The organism is Variovorax xiamenensis (assembly GCF_050916385.1).
GTDB lineage: Bacteria > Pseudomonadota > Gammaproteobacteria > Burkholderiales > Burkholderiaceae_C > Variovorax.
Map to the genome: position 1 here is coordinate 5,733,211 of NZ_CP139038.1, position 18,214 is coordinate 5,751,424.

Here is an 18,214-nt window from a genome sequence, read left to right on the forward strand (position 1 = left end):
AGCCGCCTTGGACCCCCTCCCCGCCTGCCAGCCGATCTCAGTCGATCAGCTTGTTCTTCAGCGCGTAGTACGTGAGGTCGCTGTTGGAGGAGAGATTCATCTTCTCCATCAGCCGCGTGCGGTAGGTGCTCACGGTCTTCACCGACAGCGACAGCGTCTTGGCGATGTCGCCGGCGGTCTCGCCCTTGGCGAGCTTCAGGAACACCTGGAACTCGCGCTCCGAGAGCTGCTCGTGCGGAGCCGCGTCGTCCTTGCGGTCGAGCTGGCGGGCCAGCAGTTCGGCCACGGCGGGCGTGATGTAGCGCCGGCCCAGGGCGATGGTGCGGATGGCGTTGACGATCTCGATCGGATCGCATTCCTTGTTGAGGTAGCCGCTGGCGCCCTGACGGATCAGGTTCATCGCGTAGTGCTCCTCGGGGTATCCGCTCAGGATCAGGATGCCCACGTCCGGCGCCTTGGCGCGGATCATGGCGAGCGCGTCGATACCGCTTTGCCCGGGCATCGAAAGGTCCATGACCAGCACATCCAGCTCCGTGGTGCGCACCAGCTCGATGGCCTCGCGGCCGCTGGCTGCCTCGCCCGCCACGCGCAGGTCCACGTGCTCGGAGAAGAACTGCCGGAGGCCCGATCGCACGATGGCGTGGTCGTCCACAATTCCGATTTTGATCATTTGTTACTTTCGTCGTTGTGTTGCGCACGCGAGGGTCGCAACATGCCAGGTCCCTGATTGTTATCAATTATTCACGAACTTGCGCCGCAAGCAGCCTTGAAAGTTTCATGCACTGGTTAGCCCCTCCAAGAATGGCCGTGAGCCTGCTGCTCGCGGCGCTCGCCGCACTGGCCCTCGTCGGGATCAACGAGGCCGGCTACCGGCAGTCCAGCCGCGCCCTCGGCGACATCGACGAGGCGCAGCAGGTGCGCGGCACGCTCAACCAGATCCTGCAGAACATGCTGGACGCCGAAACCGGCCAGAGAGGCTACCTGCTGACCGGCGAGGCAAGCTATCGAAAGCCCTACGACGACGCGGTCAAGCAGGTCGACGGCCATCTCGCCACGCTGCGCCGGCTGTACGCCGGCCGGCCGGCCGAACTCACCCAGCTGGCCGAACTCTCGAAGCACGTGCTGCGCAAGATCGCCGAGATGGACATGAGCGTTCGCCTGCGCCAGGACGGCAAGGAAGACGCCTGGAAGTTCGTCATAACAACCGACGTGGGCAAGGAGGAGATGGAAGCCATCCGCACCACGGCGGGCGAGCTGGTCAAGATCAGCAACAACACGCTGCACCAGAGCCAGGCACAGGTGCTGCGCTCGCTGCAGCTCGCGCGCATCGGCACTTCCATCGTGGCGATCGCCGCGCTGATCGCCTTCTTCCTGTACCTGCGCCAGACGCATGCGCTGCGCTCGATCGGCGAGCGCCAGCAGGAGGCCCTGCAACGCGAGCGCAACGCGCTGGAAGACGAGGTGCGCGAGCGCACCGCCTCGCTGGCCGAGCTGGCTACCCACCTGCAGGACGTGCGCGAGACCGAGCGCGGCTTCCTCGCGCGCGAGCTGCACGACGAACTGGGCTCGCTGCTCACCGCCGCCAAGCTCGACGTCGCGCGGCTGAAGTCGCGGCTGGCGGACGCGCCCGACGCGATCCAGCGGCTGCAGCATCTGACCGAGCTGCTCAACAGCGGCATCGCGCTGAAGCGCCGGATCATCGAGGACCTTCGGCCCTCTTCGCTGGCCAACCTCGGGCTGGTCGCGTCCCTGGAGATCCTGGGACGCGAGTTCCGGGAGCGCTCGGGCCTGCAGGTCGAGATGGTGCTGGAGCCGGTGACCATGGACGAGTCGCGCCAGCTCACCATCTACCGGATGGTGCAGGAGAGCCTCACCAACATCGGCAAGTACGCCGAGGCCACCGAGGCCACCATCGTCCTGAAGAACTACGAAAACCACGTCGTGGTGGAAGTGGCGGACAACGGCAAGGGCTTCGACACCCAGCGTGTGCGCCCATCCACCCACGGCCTCGCGGGCATGCGGCACCGCGTGGAAGCCGCGCGCGGCAGGCTCACGGTCGCGTCGGCGCCGGGCAAGGGCACGCGGCTGAGCGCCATGCTGCCGGTCGTCAAGCCGGCTACCGGACCAGCCTGAGCATCCGGTCCGGCGCAGGGCGCGGGGCAGCAGCGGAACTCCTGCACACCCCGCCGCAAGGCAACTCGGCCATCTCCTACGCACCCCATCCCCGGCCGCTGACAGGTCCGGGACAGGGCCCCACTTAAGGTTGCACCCACGCCATCGGTGCTTTCCTTTCGAGATTGCCCGGTGCGATGTTTTCAAGACAACGAGCCAAGCCTCGAAGGAGTTCCAAATGCTGCATTACGCCGTGGTGTTTCTGGTCATTGCCCTGATCGCCGCCCTGTTCGGGTTCGGCGGCATTGCCGCCAGCGCAGTCGGTATCGCCAAGATCCTCTTCGTGATCTTCGTGATCCTCGCGATCGCGAGCTTCCTTGCCGGCTTGCTACGACGCAAGTAGCGTCGTTACGATCAACAGGCTTGCGCATTTCACTTTTCCGGAAAGGACTTTCACATGAACACGACGACCAAGACTCCCTCGCAACTCGCCGACGAAGCGCGCCAGACCGCCCGTGACGCGGTCGAAACCACCCGCGCCTACGCACAGAACGCGGTGAATGCGGCGGGCGAAAAGGTCCGCGACCTGCAGCGCGATTCCGAGCCGGCCGTCGAGCAGCTCGCCGCCCGCGTGCAGCAAGCCGTTCAGCGCGGCCTGGACGCCGCGTCCACCACCAGCGCACGCGCCCAGCGTCGCCTCGAGCAGGCCGCCGACGTGACCGGCCGCTACATCTCCGACCAGCCCGTGCGCTCGGTGCTGCTCGCAGCGGCCGCCGGCGCCGCCATCACGGCGCTCATCGTGCTGGCAAGCCGCCGCAGCCGGGACGACTACTGATCCACGAGGCGTTTGTCGTCGACCGATCCCGGCACCATGCTCCATCCGATTTTCTCCACGGTGCTCGGGCATCCGGAACTCGTCGCTGAACACCTCGCCAACTACGCCGCCCTCGTCCGCCAGGAATCCGCGCAGGCGGGGCGCGGCATTGCCGCCCGCATCGTCGCGGCCGTGCTGGCGGTGGCCACCATCACGCTGGCCCTCGGGCTGATCGGCGTAGCCATCCTGCTCGGCGTGATGCACGGCAGCTTCCACTGGGTGCTGGTGGCCGTGCCGGGCGTGGCCGTGGTGATCGCGGCCATCTGCACCTGGTATGCGATGCGGCCCGCACCGAACTACGCCTTCGAAGACCTGCGTTCGCAACTCGACGCCGACCTGCAGGCCCTGCGTGAGGCCGGAGCCCACCATGACCGGTACTGATCGCCGCCGCCGCCAGCAGCAACTCACCCCGCAGCAACGCCTGGCCCTCTCGCGCCGTGCGCTGGTGCGGCAGCTGAACGGCGGCGCGGACGACGACGGCGGCAGCTACGGCGGCAGGCCCGATCCGGACGATCTGGAATACGCATACAACGAACCGCACGCCGCCACACCCGACGGCCGGCGCGGCAGCCACCCGCAAGGAACAGGAGAAGGAGACCCAGGAGGACGAGGAGAAGGCGGAGCAGGAAGAAAGAGAAACGAGAACGTATGGCTCGCCGTGGGCCGCAGCGTGGCGGAACGCTGGTGGCGCAGGCATCCCGCGCATGCGGTCGGCCAGCTCGCGCGCCCGATGCTCGAGCACTACGCGCGCAAGGAACCGGCCAAGCTGATGGCCGCCGCGGCGGCCACCGGCGCGCTGCTGGTGCTCGCCAGGCCCTGGCGCCTGCTGTCGGCAACGGCGGTGCTGGCGGCGGTACTGAAGACATCCGACGTGGCCGACCTCATCAACACCCTGATGAGCAAGACCCCAAGTTCAACTCGCCCCCCACGAAAGGACTCTCCATGAAAACCGACGTTTCCTCCACGGCAGCCTCCAAGGCCTCCGGACACCAGCACCTGGCGCTCGACCAGAGCGGCCTCGACGCCGCCCGCAAGAGCCTGGACGACGGCGCAGTCACCCCGAGCTACGGCCCCTGGCGCGACGACGTCGTGAAGCTGCTGAACGATGCGCTGGCTACCGAGCTGGTCTGCATCCTGCGCTACAAGCGCCACTACTTCACCGCCAACGGCGTGGAGTCTCCCGCCATCGCCGACGAATTCCTGGTGCACGCGAACGAGGAATCGGCCCATGCCGACCTCATCGCCGAGCGCATCGTGCAGCTGGGCGGCGAGCCCGACTTCGCGCCCACCCACCTGCTGGACCGCAGCCACGCCTCGTACGACGAGTCGACCGACCTGCAGGCGATGGTGCGCGCCAACCTGATCGCGGAGCGCATCGCGGTGGAGTCGTACCGCCAGATGATCTCGCTGATCGGCGACAAGGACCCGACCACGCGCCGCATGCTCGAGGGCATCCTCGCCGACGAAGAAGAGCATGCCGACGAGCTGAAGGACTGGCTCGACCACTGACGGCCGCCCCGCCCACGAAGAAAAGCCCGGCATTGCCGGGCTTTTTCGTTGGAGGGAGTGAAGAGGAGCGCGGCGCTCAGTCAGCTCTTCACTTCGAGCTGGTTGCTCACCGAGGTCACGCCCTGCACGCCCTTGGCGATCTCCTCCGCACGCGCCTTGGCGGCCGCCGAGGGCGCCGGGCCCTTCAGGCTCACCGCGCCGGCCTTGGTGTCGACGTCGATCTTGATGGCGCTCAGGTCCGGGTCCTTGGCCAGGCCCGCCGACACGGAAGCCGTGATGGCCGCATCGTTCACCGTCGCGCTCACCGCGGCACCGGCGTCCTTCACCGCCTCCTTGGCATTGGCGGCGCCTTCCTTCACCTCGGCGGTGGTGTTCGACGACTCGACCTTGGCCTTGGCGTCCTTCAGGGCTTCGCCCGTCTTGGCGGCCGCGGTGTCGGCGGCCTGCTCGGTCTTCGCGACGGCGCTGTCGAGCTTCTCGCCCGCCGTGCGGTTGTCGCCCTTGTCGCAGCCGGCCAGGGCCAGTGCGGCGCCGGTCAGGAGCACTGCGAGCCAGACGTGCGCATACGGCATGGCCGCGATGCGCTGGTTGTTCGATACGTTGTTGTTCATGGGAATCCTCCTGTCGCTCTCGGAGTTGGAAAGAGAGAGTGGTTGCTCGAAGCGACGGCGGCCGGGCGGCAGGTGAATGCCTGCCCGGCCGCCGCGTCCGGTCACAGCTTGTCGGCGCCAGACTTGATCGCGTCCTTGGCCTTTTCCTTCACGTCGCCGTAGGTCTTCTGCACCTTGCCGGCGGCCTGGTCGGCAATCCCCTCGCCTTCGAGCTTCTCGTTGCCGACGACCTTGCCGGCGACTTCCTTCAGCTTGCCCTTGGCTTCCTCGACGCGGCCTGCCACTTGATCCTTGTTCATGTCGCTTCCTTCCTGATCGGGTGATTGATTGACGAAAAACGCGGGGGCCGGAACGACCCGCCGCATTCAATCTAGGCCCTGGCCCGTGGCATCGAACGCCGACGGAACCCCGAAGCGGTGTAGGACAACAAGGCTCAGGCGCTGACGATCCATCCTTCAAGCGGATCGATGCCTTCCGGCAGGCCATAGCCCGGGCCGGGGCTGCCGGCGCGCAGCAGGCCCCAGGCGGCCTGGAGCAGGCACAGCACGGCGTCGATGTCGTCGCCGCGCGCATCGGCCAGCAGCTCCGCGCGCTGCGTCGCAGTGACGGCGAGCCGCAGCCCGAGGCGGGGCGACCCGGCTTCGAGCGCGGCCAGCAGGTCGGCACGGGCGGCGTGCCGCTCGGGCGTCTGCTTCTGCAGGTCGTCGCTCTTGTAGCTGCGACGGCCGATCAGTTCGCGTGCCAGCAGGCCGGGGTAGGCCTCCAGTGCCACGCGATCGGTGCTCCGGCCAGCGTGCAGGCCCGGAATGCGCGCACCGGCGGCCAGCAGGCGCGGCACGCCCGCATGGAGCATGTAGGCCACCGGCGGGTTGACCCATTTCATCGAGGGGCTGGAGCCCGCGGGCCCGTCGGCCGCGCGGTGCGCGAACTTGCCGCCGGCCGGACGCGCCGCGCAGAAGGCGGCGAAGGTCTCGCGGATCCCGGCGCGGCTCAGGCTGGCGTAGTGGGCCATCAGCGGCTCCCATTGAAGCGGCCATCGCAGGTGCTCGACGAGCTCGCGCGGCAGGCTGAACGGAAAGTCGAAGCCGCCGGTCCACGCCGGCGTGGCGTTCAGCCATTCGCCCCATGCGTCGAGCGTCGGGAAGCGCCGCAGGCTGCCCAGCACGACCCGGTCGGCGCCGGCCAGTTCGCCGGTGGCGATGACGATGGGCTTGCGTGCCGTCGGCGCGCTGGAGAAGTCGCAGCCGAACAGCAGCACGGCCTCAGCCCATCGCGAGCGCCACCACGCCGGCGGCGATGAACATCGCGCCCAGCAGCCTCAGCAGCCGGTCGCCCTCGCGCAGCAGGTGGCCGCCGATGAGCGCGGCGAACAGCATCGACACCTCGCGCGCGGGGGCCACGTGCGAGATCGGCGCCTGCTGCACCGCGTACAGCACGAGCACGTACGACACGGGGCTGATCGCAGCCACCAGCAGCGCGTACTTCCACTGGTCGCGCCACATGCGCACGGTGGTCGCGCGATCCTGCAGCGCGGCGGGCAGCAGCAAGACGATGCGCACGAGGTTGCCCATGTAGTCGAGCAGGATCGGCGACATCGCAAGGAACTTGACCGCGTAGCTGTCGGTCACCGTGTAGGCCGCGATGAAGCCGCCGGTCAGCACGCCGTAGCGCATGCCCTTGTGCACCCGCGCGCGCTGCGCCGGGTCGTGCGCCTTCTGCCAGAGGCGCGGGCCGCCGGCGATGAGGAACACGCCGGCCACCACGCCAAGGATGCCCGCCACGCCGACCGGGCTGATCTTCTCGCCGAGGAAGAGCACCGCCACCAGCGACGACAGCAGCGGCCCGGAGCCGCGCGCCAGCGGATAGACCACCGTCAGGTCCGACTTGCGGTAGCCGCGCAGCAGCACGATGAAATAGAAGACGTGCAGCACGCCGCTGAGCACGACGAAGCTCCACTCGGCCCTGCCCCAGCCCGGCACCACGTTCCAGCCCAGCACGATACCCAGCGGGGCCCAGATGACCATGTTGAACACGCTGGTCTGGAAGCTGAAGCGCGCGTCGCCGTTCGCCTTCTTTGCGGCGATGTTCCAGCTGGCGTGGATGATCCCGGCGAGCAGGATCAGGGCGAATGCTGAGAGCGGCACCTCGAGCTATGCGAGACCGAGCGCCGCCGGGCCGCCCCAAGGCGCGAGCGGCCCCCTCGGGGGGCAGCGAGGACACGAAGTGCCGAGCGTGGGGGCCACCACTTTCAGTGGCGGCCGACGATGGCTGCGGTGGCCATCAGCTCTTCCAGCAGCGCCAGCGAGACCTTGCCCGACACCGCGTAGGGGTTGAGTTCGGGTTTCTCGGAGTACTTCAGCAGCGTCGACGCATTGAGCTTCGACAGGTTGACCTGCCCCATCGTCCAGCCGCCGAAGCGGCGTTCGGAGATTTCTTCGTAGTGCAGCAGCACCACGTCCTTGTGGCGCGCGTCGCGCTGAATGTGGCCGTAGAGCTCGCTGATGGCCATGCGCCCGCCCTCGATGGCCTGCAGGAAAGTGCCCGCGCCGTAGCAGAGGATGCCGGTGATGCCGCAGGCCGTGTTGTGCGAGCGCGATTGCGCAAGGATCGACTCGATGGCCTCGGGGCTGGTGTCGACGGCGCGGCTGGCGTAGAGAAGGCGGACCAGCATGGCTCAGTCCTTTCTGGGCAGGAGGGACAGGAATTCGCGGCGCAGGCTCGGGTCTTTCAGGAACACGCCGCGCATCACGGAATTGATCATCTTGCTGTCCATTTCCTTCACGCCGCGCCAGGCCATGCAGAAATGCTCGGCCTCCATGACGAGGGCGAGGCCGTCGGGCTGCGTCTTTTCCTGGATCAGGTCGGCCAGCTGCACCACGGCTTCTTCCTGGATCTGCGGACGGCCCATGACCCACTCGGCCAGGCGCGCGTACTTCGACAGGCCGATCACGTTGGTGTGCTCGTTGGGCATCACGCCGATCCAGAGCTTGCCGATGATCGGGCAGAAGTGGTGCGAGCACGCGCTGCGCACGGTGATCGGGCCGACGATCATCAGCTCGTTCAGGTGTTCGGCGTTCGGAAACTCGGTGAGCGAGGGCGCGGCGACATAGCGGCCGCGGAACACCTCGTTCAGGTACATCTTCGCGACGCGGCGCGCGGTGTTGTCGGTGTTGTGGTCATTCTCGACGTCGATCACCAGGCTCTGCAGCACGCCCTTCATCTTGACCTCGACCTCGTCGAGCAGCTTCTCGAGCTCGCCGGGCTCGATGAACTCGGAGATGTTGTCGTTGGCGTTGAAGCGCTTGCGCGCGGCAGTGATGCGCTCGCGGATCTTCACGGAGACGGGCGTGCCCTCGTCATCGTCGTTTCGATCGGGGCGCGGGTCGACGTCGGTTTTCCTCAGCATGGCGAAGATCGTACCAGTGAATGGCTCCAGACATTCGGGGCCGCAACGCCCGTCCCTTCTCGGAGCAATGCTATCAATTAAGGAGTGAAAAATCGGCCACCAGCGGCAGGTGATCGGACATGCGGGCCCAGACCGGACCGCGCGGCACCACGCAGGCCGTGGGCTCCAGCCCGCGCCCGTAGACGAAGTCGAGCTGCGTCACCGGCAGGCGCGATGGGTAAGTGAGCGTGCGAGGACCGCGCAGGTCGCTGGTGTCGCGCAGGCCCATGGCGTTCATGGCGTAGCGCATGCGCGCCCCCCAGTCGTTGAAGTCGCCCGCCACCACCACGGCCTCGCCGGGCGGCACCTCGCGGTCGATGAACTCGCGCAGCCGCGCGATCTGCCGCACCCGGCTGCCCTTGATGAGCCCCAGGTGCACCACGATGGCGTGCACCCGCCGGCCTTCCACGTCGATCACCACGTGCAGCAGCCCGCGCTGCTCGAAGCGGTGGTCGGAAATGTCCTGGTGGTTGGTGCCCAGCACCGGCCAGCGCGTGAGCAGCGCATTGCCGTGCTCGCCGTGGCGCGTGACCGCATTGGTCTCGTAGACGGCCGTGTAGCCCTCGGGCGCGAGGAAGTCGGCCTGCGGCAGCTCGGGCCAGCGCGCGAAACGCGCGGCCGCCTGCCGGTTCATCTTGCGCACTTCCTGCAGGCAGACGATGTCGGCGTCGAGTTGCTCGATGGCATGGCCGAGGTTGTGGATCTCGAGCCGCCGCGCCGGCCCGATGCCCTGCACACCCTTGTGGATGTTGTAGGTCGCGACGCGGAGGTTCTGCACCGCTGCTGCTGCCGGCTGGTTCATCGCACAAATTCTGGCAGCAACAGAATGGCTTCGGCATTCGATGGGGAAAAGCAGGCGTCCGCCGCCTCGCGGTACGGCAGCCAGCGCCAGTCGGTGTGCTCGCGCGGATCGAGCGTGGGCACGAGGCGCTCGGGCACGCGCAGCCCGAACAGGTGCTCGGTGTTGTGCGTGATGCCGGGCGCGTAACGGGCGCGCCAGCGCGGGTAGATTTCGTAGACGTTGCGCAGCTGCCAGTCGACAAGCTGCGAGGCCAGCGGCGTGCCTTCGCCGCATCGGATGCCGGTTTCCTCGGCCACCTCGCGCGCCGCGGTGAGCGCCAGCGGCTCGTCGGTCACATCCTTGCTGCCGGTGACCGACTGCCAGAAGTCGGTCTCGGCATCCGCACGCCGGATCAGCAGCACATCGAGCGCCGGCGTGTGGATCACGACCAGCACCGACTCCGGGATCTTCCAGGGCCGGGGGCTGGTCGTCATGGCCGCATCAGGCCGTTGCCTGGGGCGCGTTGCGCAGCTTGATGTGCAGCTCGCGCAGCTGCTTCTCGTCGACCGGGCTCGGGGCCTGCGTCAGCAGGTCCTGCGCGCGCTGGGTCTTGGGGAAGGCGATCACGTCGCGGATCGACTCGGCGCCGGTCATCAGCATGACGAGGCGGTCCAGGCCGATGGCAATGCCGCCGTGCGGCGGCGCGCCGTACTGCAGCGCGTCCAGTAGGAAGCCGAACTTGAGCTGCGCGTCTTCCGCGCTGATCTTCAGCGCGCGGAACACCTTGCTCTGCACTTCCTCGCGGTGGATACGAACCGAGCCGCCGCCCATCTCGATGCCATTGAGCACCATGTCGTAGGCCTTGGCGATGCACTTCTCGGGAGCGGTGTCCATGAGGTCCTCATGGCCGTCCTTCGGCGCGGTGAACGGGTGGTGCACGGCGCTCCAGCGCTGGCCTTCCTCGTCGAACTCGAACATCGGGAAGTCCACCACCCACAGCGGTGCCCAGCGGTCGTCGAACAGGCCGCTCTTCTTGCCGAAGGCGCTGTGGCCGATCTTCACGCGCAGCGCGCCGATGGCGTCGTTGACGACCTTTTCCTTGTCGGCGCCGAAGAACAGGATGTCGCCGTTGCGAGCACCCGTGCGGGCGATGATCTCGGCCAGCGCGTTGTCGTCGAGGTTCTTCACGATCGGGCTCTGCAGGCCTTCGCGGCCGGCGGCTGCATCGTTGACCTTGATGTAGGCCAGGCCCTTGGCGCCGTAGATCTTGACGAACTCCTGGTAGGCGTCGATCTCGCCGCGCGACAGGCCGCCCTCGGCACCGCCGCCGGGCACGCGCAGCGCGACCACGCGGCCGCCGGTCATGGTGGCGGCGTTGGAGAACACCTTGAACTCGACGCGCTTCATCAGCTCGGTGAGCTCGGTGAACTCGAGCTTCACGCGCAGGTCGGGCTTGTCCGAGCCGTACTTGAACATCGCGTCCGCGTACGTCATGGTCGGGAACACCGGCAGGTCGATGCCAGCGGCGTTGCGGAACACGTTGCGGATCATGCCTTCGAACATCTCGCGGATTTCCTCTTCGGCGAGGAACGAGGTCTCGATGTCGATCTGCGTGAATTCGGGCTGGCGGTCGGCGCGCAGGTCTTCGTCGCGGAAGCACTTCACGATCTGGTAGTAGCGGTCGTAGCCGGCCACCATCAGCAGCTGCTTGAAGAGCTGGGGCGACTGCGGCAGCGCGAAGAAGCTGCCGTCGTGCACGCGGCTGGGCACGAGGTAGTCGCGCGCGCCTTCGGGCGTGGACTTGCCGAGCATCGGCGTCTCGATGTCGATGAAGCCGTTGGCGTCGAGGAACTTGCGCGTTTCCATCGTCACCTTGTAGCGCAGCAGCATGTTGCGCTGCATGGCCGGGCGGCGCAGGTCGAGCACGCGGTGCGTGAGGCGCGTGGTTTCCGATAGGTTGTCGTCGTCCAGCAGGAAGGGGGGCGTGACCGAGGGGTTCAGCACCTTCAGCTCGTGGCACAGCACTTCGATCTTGCCGCTCTTGAGCTGGTCGTTGGTCGTGCCTTCGGGGCGTGCGCGCACGAGGCCGGTGATCTGCACGCAGTATTCGTTGCGCAGGCTCTCGGCCACGGCGAAGGTGGAGGCGCGGTCGGGGTCGCACACCACCTGCACGTAGCCTTCGCGGTCACGCACGTCGATGAAGATCACGCCGCCGTGGTCGCGGCGACGGTTGACCCAGCCGCAAAGGGTGACGGTCTGGCCCAGCAGGGCTTCGGTCACGAGACCGCAATAGTGAGTACGCATGGCCATAGGAATCCATTCCGGCGCCTCGAGGGCGCGTTCGTTCTTTTATGAGTTGGAAGACTTCACCGCCACCGTGGAAGGGCCGCCTGGAACGACCACCCCCATCGAGACGATGTACTTGAGCGCTTCGTCCACGCTCATCTTCAGTTCGATGCAGTCGCTGCGCTTGAGCATCACGAAGTAGCCGCCCGTGGGATTGGGCGTGGTCGGCACGTAGACGCTGAGGAACTCGCCCTCGCCGAGATGCGCGGCGACCTCGTTGCCGGGCGCGCCGGTCACGAAGGCGATGGTCCACACGCCTTCGCGCGGCCATTGCACCAGCACCGCCGTGCGGAAGGCATTGCCGTTCTCGGAGAACAGCGTGTCCGACACCTGCTTGACGCTGGAGTAGATCGAGCGCACCACCGGGATGCGCCGCACCACGGCGTCACCCCAGCCGAGCAGGCGCTTGCCGACGAAGTTGCTGGCCGTGGCACCCACCACCAGCAGGATGGCCAGCGTGAGCAGCACGCCCAGGCCGCGCACCTTGTGGTCGCTGAGCCAGGTCTGCCACTGCTCGGGCAGCAGCCACAGCGTCTGGTCGAGCGTGCCGATGATCCAGTTCAGCACGCCGAGCGTGATGACCAGCGGCACGATGACCAGCAGGCCGGACAGCAACCATTTGCGCAGGGCGAGCATGGCGGTCAGGGGTGTTTCAGTCGCCGCTCGTCGCGGCCGGCGCGGGAGCCGGTGCGGCGGGCGCCGGAGCGGGGCTCGGCGCGGCGGTCGTGGTGGAAGAAGGAGAAGAGGAAGACTCGGCGGAAGCGGGGGCCGTGGCCGGCTCGGACTTCTTGCCGCCGCCGTCGCGGAAATCGGTCACGTACCAGCCCGAGCCCTTGAGCTGGAAGCCGGCCGCCGTGACCTGTTTTTCGAACGCGCTCGCGCCGCACGCCGGACACACCGTGAGCGGCGCATCGGACATCTTCTGCAAAGCGTCCTTGGCGAAGCCGCAGGCGCTGCACTTGTAGGCGTAGATGGGCATGGGGAAATGAGGTCTAAAAGCGGCGCAACGGCCGCTCGCAAAGCCCTCGATTATAGGGGCGCCCCCGCCAAAGGACGCCCAGCCCGACCGCCGGGCCCGGGCTTCAGGCCGGTTCGGTGGCCAGCGGCCTGTGCGGCGTGTGAGTGTTCGCCAACCATTGCGGCAGCAGCGAGCCGGCCACCATGCCCGCGAAGGAGCACAGCACGCCCGCCAGCTGGGCCGGGAACACGGCGCCCCAGGACGAAACCCCCAGGAAGAGCAGCCAGACGCCGATGCCGAGAACGATCGAGGCAACCGCCCCCTGGGTGGTGGCGCGGCGCCAGTAGAGACCGCAGACCAGCGGCACGAAGGCTCCCACCAGCGGCACCTGGTAGGCGCCGGACACCTGCTCGTAGATGGAAGTGCCCTGCATGCGGATCGCGTAGGCCAGCACGGCGGCGCTGAAGAGCAGCACCGTGATGCGCATCGTCATCAGGTTCTGCCGGTCGGTGCCGGCCGGGCGGAACTGGCGCCAGATGTTCTCGGTGAAGGTGACGCTCGGGGCCAGCAGCGTGGCCGAGGCGGTCGACTTGATGGCCGACAGCAGCGCGCCGAAGAACAGCACCTGCATCACGAAGGGCATCTTCTCGAGCACCAGCGTGGGCAGCACCTTCTGCGGGTCTTCCTTCAGCAGCGTGGAGGTCTGCTCCGGCATGATCAGCAGCGCGCTGGCCACCAGGAACATCGGCACGAAGGCGAAGAGGATGTACGCCAGGCCGCCGATCACCGGACCGCGCCGGGCCGCCTTGACGCTGTTGGCCGACATCACGCGCTGGAACACGTCCTGCTGCGGGATGGAGCCCAGCATCATCGTGATGGCGGCCGCGAAGAAGAACACCATGTCGTGCAGGTTCGGCTCGGGCCAGAACTTGAAGAGGTCCTTGCTGACCGCGAAGGCCACCACCTTGTCGGCGCCGCCGGCCATGTTGCCCGCGAACATCGCGATCACGGCCAGGCCGGCCACCAGGATGATCATCTGGATGAAGTCGGTGACGGCCACCGACCACATGCCGCCGAAAAGCGTGTACGCCAGGATCGAGACCACCCCGATCACCATGCCGAGCGGAATGCTGATCACGCCGCCCGAAAGCAGGTTGAACACCAGCCCCAGCGCCGTGACCTGCGCCGACACCCAGCCCAGGTAGCTCAGCATGATGATGAGCGAGCAGGCCACCTCGACGCCGCGGCCGTAGCGTTCGCGGTAGTAGTCGCTGATGGTCAGCAGCGTCATGCGGTAGAGCTTGCCCGCGAAGAACAGGCCCACCAGGATCAGGCAGGTGCCCGCGCCGAACGGGTCTTCCACCACGCCGTTGAGCCCGCCCTCGATGAACTTGGCCGGGATGCCGAGCACCGTTTCGGAGCCGAACCAGGTCGCGAAGGTGGTCGTGACGATCATGTAGAGCGGCAGGTGCCGCCCGGCGATGGCGAAGTCGGTGGTGTTCTTCACCCGCTTGGCGGCATAGAGGCCGATCGCGATGGTGACAAGCAGATAGACGATGACCAGCGTCAACAACACGGCGGAGACTCCTCTAGAACAGACGCACGCGCACCAGCAATTGCATGGCGAGCAACCCCAATACAAAACCTATGCCACCGTAGACGATGGTCTGCAGCAACCGGTTGGTGCGCTTCTGTTCGGCCAGCAGTTCGAGCAGCTCGCGACGGTTGTCGACCGGGCGATTCTCCAGGAAATCGTGGAGCAAACGAGGCAATTGGGGCAGCAATTTGGCGTACCGCGGCGCCTCGGCCTTGAGCTGCTGGAACAGCTTCTTGGGGCCGATCTGGTCGACCATCCACTTCTCGAGGAAGGGCTTGGCCGTGGCCCAGAGGTCGAGTTCGGGGTCGATGTTGCGGCCCAGTCCCTCGATGTTGAGCAGCGTCTTCTGCAGCAGCACCAGCTGCGGCTGGATCTCGACGTGGAAGCGTCGCGAGGTCTGGAAGAGGCGCATCAGCACCATGCCCAGCGAGATCTCCTTCAGCGGCCGGTCGAAGTACGGCTCGCACACGGTGCGGATGGCCGCCTCGAGCTCGTCGATGCGCGTGCCCACCGGCACCCAGCCGCTTTCGAGGTGCAGCTCGGCCACGCGCTTGTAGTCGCGCCGGAAGAAGGCCACGAAGTTCTGCGCGAGGTATTCCTTGTCCGACTCGGTCAGCGTGCCGATGATCCCGAAGTCCAGCGAGATGTAGCGCCCGAAGGTCTCGGGCTCCAGGCTCACCTGGATGTTGCCGGGGTGCATGTCGGCGTGGAAGAAGCCGTCGCGGAACACCTGCGTGAAGAAGATGGTCACGCCGTCGCGCGCCAGCTTGGGAATGTCGACGCCGGCCGCGCGCAGGCGGTCCATCTGCGCGATGGGCACGCCCTTCATGCGCTCCATCACGATGACCTCGGGGTGGCAGAAGTCCCAGAACATCTCAGGGATCAGCACCAGGTCGAGCTCGGCCATGTTGCGGCGCAGCTGGGCCGCGTTGGCGGCCTCGCGCACCAGGTCGAGCTCGTCGTGCAGGTACTTGTCGAACTCGGCCACCACCTCGCGCGGCTTCAGGCGCTTGCCGTCGGCCGAGAGGTTCTCGAGCCAGCCGGCCATCATGGCCATCAGCGCCAGGTCTTTCTCGATCACGCCGCGCATGCTGGGGCGCAGCACCTTCACCGCGACCTCGCGCTCCTGGCCGTCGTTGGTGCGGATGGTCGCGAAGTGCACCTGCGCGATCGACGCGCTGGCGATGGGCGTCTCGTCGAACTGCACGAACACATCGCTCACCGGGCGGCGGAACGCACGCTCGATGGTGGCGATGGCCACCGCCGAGGGAAACGGCGGCACCCGGTCCTGCAGGAAGGCAAGCTCGTCGGCGATGTCAGGCGGCAGCAGGTCGCGCCGGGTGGACAGCACCTGGCCGAACTTCACGAAGATGGGGCCGAGGCGCTCGAGTGCCTCGCGCAGCCTCTGGCCGCGCGGCGCGTCGAGGTTGCGCCCGAAGGAAAGGACGCGCGTGACCGCGTGCACCCAGGGCTTCTGGAAGCTCGAGAGCACCAGCTCGTCGAGGCCGTAGCGCAGCGCGACCCAGACGATGAAAAGGCCGCGGTAGAAGCGCCTCATTCGGCGTTGCCTGCCGGGCCGACGGCCGAACCGCCGGCCTTTCCGGCCGTGCGGTCACCGACAAACTGGCGCAGCGCACCCACCACGCGTCGCACGGCGTTGCCCAGCGTGTGCGCGGGCACGTCGCCGATCACGCGGGCGAGATCGTCCTCGATGTCCCAGCGCACATGGTCGACCAGCCAGTTGACCTCTGCAGCCAGTTGCACATCACCGATGATCTGCACGGCAGGCTTGTCGCCGCGCAGCGCGGCGCGGGCGATGTCGAAGGGGGATTCGTCGGTGACGGTGAGCGTCAGTTCGGGCACCGAGCCGGCCGGGGCCAGGTCGAGCAGGCCGGCCGGCGTGGCCACCAGTTCCATGGTCACGAAGCGCCACTGGAAGCGCACCACCCGCCCCTGCTGCCGCAGCAACCGCTGCTGGGCTTCAGGCTCCTGCTGGAGCACATGGTTCAGGAACAGCACCGCGCGGTTCTGAATCTCGTGGACCGCCCACTCCGGGGGCTGCAGGCGCTCGCCAATGGTGTTGAAGAGGTCGCCTAGAAAAGAGAATGGGGACGATGGTGTGGCCATGTCCCCATTATCCCGCCTGCATCGCGGCCCCGTGAGGGCCGCTTTTCAGCTTTTTATTACTGCAGTGCCTGTACGCCCGCAACCAGCCAGCCGCTGTTGCCGCTGACGGGCTTGGTCATGTTCCACACTTCACGGAACGGACCCGGACCAGCCGAAGCGTCTTCGCGAATCATGCCGGAGAACTCCACGCTGGCCATGTAGGCGTCGGGCAGTTCCTCGATGCCGAGCAGCTTGGCGTCGAGCATCACCACTTCGGTCTTGTTCGAGGCACCGCCGGTGTGGCTGGCACGGTCCGCCAGCTGCGCGCGGATTTCATCGACCATGCCGTCGGTCATCATCGAGCGCAGCGTCGACACGTCGGCGCGGTCCCAAGCGTCCTGCAGCGTCACGAAGTTGCGCTTTGCTGCACCGAGGAAGCCATCGACGTCGAAGCCCGCGGGGATGCCCCACGACTGCGAACCGCCGAGCGCCGAGCCGATCATGCTGCCGCCGGCCGCTGTACCGGCCGCCGAGAGGCTGCTGCCGTGCGGCGTGGAATCGAAGGCAGCGTTGTTGCGCTCCCAGGGACGCGCCGATGCGTCGTTGCCCACGTTGGCGGGGCTGTACTGCACGGGAGAGCTCGCGTTGCTCGGGCTGGCGCCCGCGCCCTGGAAGGCGAAGCCGCCTTGTCGGTTGCCGGCAGGCTGCGAGCGCGACTTGATCATGCGCCACACCACCACGCCAGCCAGCACCAGCAGGCCGATCAGCAGGATGTTGGCGAAGCCGGCGCCGAGGCCGAGCGAATTCGCGAGCCATGCGAGACCCAGGCCGGCGGCCAGGCCACCGAGCATTGCGCCCCACGGACGCTTCGGTGCGGCTGCTGCAGCGGGCGCAGGCGTTGCGGGTTTCGCCGCCGCCGCGTTGGTCGCGTTCTGCTGCGCGGGCGCCGAGGGCGATGCGGCCTCGCGCTGCGTCACGTTGGACGACTGGCGCCCCACCGACTTGCCGCCACCCATGCGGGCAGCTTCGGCCTGAACACTGACCAGCACCAATGCGGCTGCCAGGAACAAAGAACCCAAACTCTTCATATCGTCGTCTCCTCTCGAGCGAAAGATCCGCTTCATCAACACTTGATTCCAACATGGAGGGCAGCGATTCCCCCAGTCATGTTGTGATAGTCCACATGTCCGAAACCGCCCTCTTTCATGAGGGTCTTGAGCTCCTCTTGCGAGGGGTGCATCCGGATCGATTCGGCGAGATAGCGATAGCTCGCGTCATCGCCGGCCACGAGCTTGCCGAGCCTCGGCAGCACGTTGAAGGAGTACCAGTCGTAGGCCTTGGCGAGCGGCTTCGCGACCTTCGAGAACTCGAGCACCAGCAGCTTGCCGCGCGGCTTGAGCACGCGGTTCATCTCCTTGAGCGCGGCGTCCTTGTGCGTCATGTTGCGCAGGCCGAAGGCCACGGTGACCACGTCGAAGTGGTTGTCGGGAAAGGGCAGCTTCTCCGCGTCGCAGACCATGGTGGGCAGCACCACTCCGGCGTCGAGCAGGCGATCGCGGCCGGTGCGCAGCATGGCCTCGTTGATGTCGGTGTGGACCACCTGGCCGCTGGCGCCGACCTTCTTCGCGAAGGCCAGTGCAAGGTCGCCGGTGCCGCCTGCGATGTCGAGGACGCGCGAGCCTTCGCCCACGTTCGCGACCATGACGGTGTACGCCTTCCAGGCGCGGTGCAGGCCGGCCGACATCAGGTCGTTCATGATGTCGTAGCGCGATGCGACCGAATCGAAGACACCGCGAACGCGGCTGGCCTTCTCGCTTTCGTCGACCGTTTCGAAGCCGAAGTGTGTGGTACTCATGCGACCGATGTTAGGCCGGA

At 67.2% G+C, this 18,214-nt stretch carries 23 protein-coding genes; 6 read left to right on the forward strand and 17 right to left on the reverse strand.

What is annotated here, in order from left to right:
- Positions 1-37: 37 nt before the first annotated feature.
- Positions 38-670: a response regulator gene (locus SFB74_RS26140; protein WP_019656595.1), complete on the reverse strand. Its 633-nt coding sequence runs from the start codon at positions 668-670 to the stop codon at positions 38-40.
- 131 nt (positions 671-801) lie between these two features.
- On the opposite strand from SFB74_RS26140, the gene SFB74_RS26145 reads away from it, so the two are divergent.
- The 6 genes from SFB74_RS26145 to SFB74_RS26170 all read left to right on the forward strand — a co-directional run bounded on the left by SFB74_RS26145 (position 802) and on the right by SFB74_RS26170 (position 4,495).
- Positions 802-2,133, forward strand: a complete 1,332-nt coding sequence (locus SFB74_RS26145; protein WP_432727269.1) for a CHASE3 domain-containing protein — start codon at positions 802-804, stop codon at positions 2,131-2,133.
- Between the two features lie 217 nt (positions 2,134-2,350).
- The gene (locus tag SFB74_RS26150; protein WP_093198217.1) at positions 2,351-2,515 is read left to right on the forward strand and encodes a DUF1328 domain-containing protein; all 165 of its coding nucleotides are present in this window, start codon (positions 2,351-2,353) and stop codon (positions 2,513-2,515) included.
- 54 nt (positions 2,516-2,569) lie between these two features.
- Positions 2,570-2,947, forward strand: coding sequence for a hypothetical protein (locus SFB74_RS26155; RefSeq protein WP_176663088.1), 378 nt, complete (start codon positions 2,570-2,572; stop codon positions 2,945-2,947).
- Between the two features lie 36 nt (positions 2,948-2,983).
- Complete coding sequence (locus SFB74_RS26160; RefSeq protein ID WP_432727270.1) at positions 2,984-3,367, forward strand: hypothetical protein; 384 nt, start codon at positions 2,984-2,986, stop codon at positions 3,365-3,367.
- Positions 3,354-3,932 (forward strand): hypothetical protein, encoded by a 579-nt coding sequence (locus tag SFB74_RS26165; protein ID WP_432727271.1) that lies wholly within the window; start codon positions 3,354-3,356, stop codon positions 3,930-3,932. The genes SFB74_RS26160 and SFB74_RS26165 overlap by 14 nt, the downstream gene beginning before the upstream one ends.
- Positions 3,929-4,495, forward strand: coding sequence for a ferritin-like domain-containing protein (locus tag SFB74_RS26170; RefSeq protein ID WP_432727272.1), 567 nt, complete (start codon positions 3,929-3,931; stop codon positions 4,493-4,495). Before SFB74_RS26165 ends, SFB74_RS26170 begins: the two co-directional genes overlap by 4 nt.
- Before the next feature lie 80 nt (positions 4,496-4,575).
- On the opposite strand, the gene SFB74_RS26175 is transcribed toward SFB74_RS26170, so the two are convergent.
- The 16 genes from SFB74_RS26175 to ubiE all read right to left on the reverse strand — a co-directional run bounded on the left by SFB74_RS26175 (position 4,576) and on the right by ubiE (position 18,194).
- A complete protein-coding gene (locus SFB74_RS26175; RefSeq protein WP_432727273.1) occupies positions 4,576-5,106 on the reverse strand; it encodes a BON domain-containing protein in 531 nt (176 codons plus the stop codon).
- A 101-nt stretch (positions 5,107-5,207) separates the two neighbouring features.
- Complete coding sequence (locus SFB74_RS26180; RefSeq protein ID WP_093198234.1) at positions 5,208-5,405, reverse strand: CsbD family protein; 198 nt, start codon at positions 5,403-5,405, stop codon at positions 5,208-5,210.
- A 134-nt stretch (positions 5,406-5,539) separates the two neighbouring features.
- Positions 5,540-6,364, reverse strand: a complete 825-nt coding sequence (locus tag SFB74_RS26185; protein WP_432727274.1) for a DUF429 domain-containing protein — start codon at positions 6,362-6,364, stop codon at positions 5,540-5,542.
- Positions 6,365-6,368: 4 nt separating this feature from the next.
- Complete coding sequence (locus SFB74_RS26190) at positions 6,369-7,250, reverse strand: EamA family transporter (RefSeq protein WP_432727275.1); 882 nt, start codon at positions 7,248-7,250, stop codon at positions 6,369-6,371.
- 104 nt (positions 7,251-7,354) lie between these two features.
- The gene (locus SFB74_RS26195; RefSeq protein ID WP_176663096.1) at positions 7,355-7,777 is read right to left on the reverse strand and encodes a BLUF domain-containing protein; all 423 of its coding nucleotides are present in this window, start codon (positions 7,775-7,777) and stop codon (positions 7,355-7,357) included.
- Positions 7,778-7,780: 3 nt separating this feature from the next.
- Positions 7,781-8,512 (reverse strand): GTP cyclohydrolase I, encoded by a 732-nt coding sequence (folE, locus tag SFB74_RS26200; RefSeq protein ID WP_432727277.1) that lies wholly within the window; start codon positions 8,510-8,512, stop codon positions 7,781-7,783.
- Positions 8,513-8,585: 73 nt separating this feature from the next.
- Positions 8,586-9,353: an endonuclease/exonuclease/phosphatase family protein gene (locus SFB74_RS26205; protein WP_432727278.1), complete on the reverse strand. Its 768-nt coding sequence runs from the start codon at positions 9,351-9,353 to the stop codon at positions 8,586-8,588.
- Positions 9,350-9,826, reverse strand: a complete 477-nt coding sequence (gene nudB, locus SFB74_RS26210) for a dihydroneopterin triphosphate diphosphatase (RefSeq protein WP_432727279.1) — start codon at positions 9,824-9,826, stop codon at positions 9,350-9,352. Before nudB ends, SFB74_RS26205 begins: the two co-directional genes overlap by 4 nt.
- Positions 9,827-9,833: 7 nt before the next feature.
- Positions 9,834-11,642, reverse strand: a complete 1,809-nt coding sequence (gene aspS, locus SFB74_RS26215; protein ID WP_432727280.1) for an aspartate--tRNA ligase — start codon at positions 11,640-11,642, stop codon at positions 9,834-9,836.
- 39 nt (positions 11,643-11,681) lie between these two features.
- The gene (locus SFB74_RS26220; protein WP_432727281.1) at positions 11,682-12,314 is read right to left on the reverse strand and encodes a DUF502 domain-containing protein; all 633 of its coding nucleotides are present in this window, start codon (positions 12,312-12,314) and stop codon (positions 11,682-11,684) included.
- 16 nt (positions 12,315-12,330) lie between these two features.
- Complete coding sequence (locus tag SFB74_RS26225; protein WP_432727282.1) at positions 12,331-12,657, reverse strand: FmdB family zinc ribbon protein; 327 nt, start codon at positions 12,655-12,657, stop codon at positions 12,331-12,333.
- A 103-nt stretch (positions 12,658-12,760) separates the two neighbouring features.
- Entirely contained in the window at positions 12,761-14,212 is a 1,452-nt protein-coding gene (locus SFB74_RS26230) for a sodium:solute symporter family protein (protein ID WP_432727283.1), read from the reverse strand.
- A 13-nt stretch (positions 14,213-14,225) separates the two neighbouring features.
- Positions 14,226-15,791, reverse strand: coding sequence for a ubiquinone biosynthesis regulatory protein kinase UbiB (gene ubiB, locus SFB74_RS26235; protein WP_432727284.1), 1,566 nt, complete (start codon positions 15,789-15,791; stop codon positions 14,226-14,228).
- Positions 15,788-16,360: a ubiquinone biosynthesis accessory factor UbiJ gene (locus tag SFB74_RS26240; protein ID WP_432727285.1), complete on the reverse strand. Its 573-nt coding sequence runs from the start codon at positions 16,358-16,360 to the stop codon at positions 15,788-15,790. The genes ubiB and SFB74_RS26240 overlap by 4 nt, the downstream gene beginning before the upstream one ends.
- Before the next feature lie 56 nt (positions 16,361-16,416).
- Positions 16,417-17,427: a Tim44 domain-containing protein gene (locus SFB74_RS26245; RefSeq protein WP_432727286.1), complete on the reverse strand. Its 1,011-nt coding sequence runs from the start codon at positions 17,425-17,427 to the stop codon at positions 16,417-16,419.
- Positions 17,428-17,462: 35 nt separating this feature from the next.
- Complete coding sequence (ubiE, locus tag SFB74_RS26250) at positions 17,463-18,194, reverse strand: bifunctional demethylmenaquinone methyltransferase/2-methoxy-6-polyprenyl-1,4-benzoquinol methylase UbiE (RefSeq protein WP_093198268.1); 732 nt, start codon at positions 18,192-18,194, stop codon at positions 17,463-17,465.
- Positions 18,195-18,214: the final 20 nt, after the last annotated feature.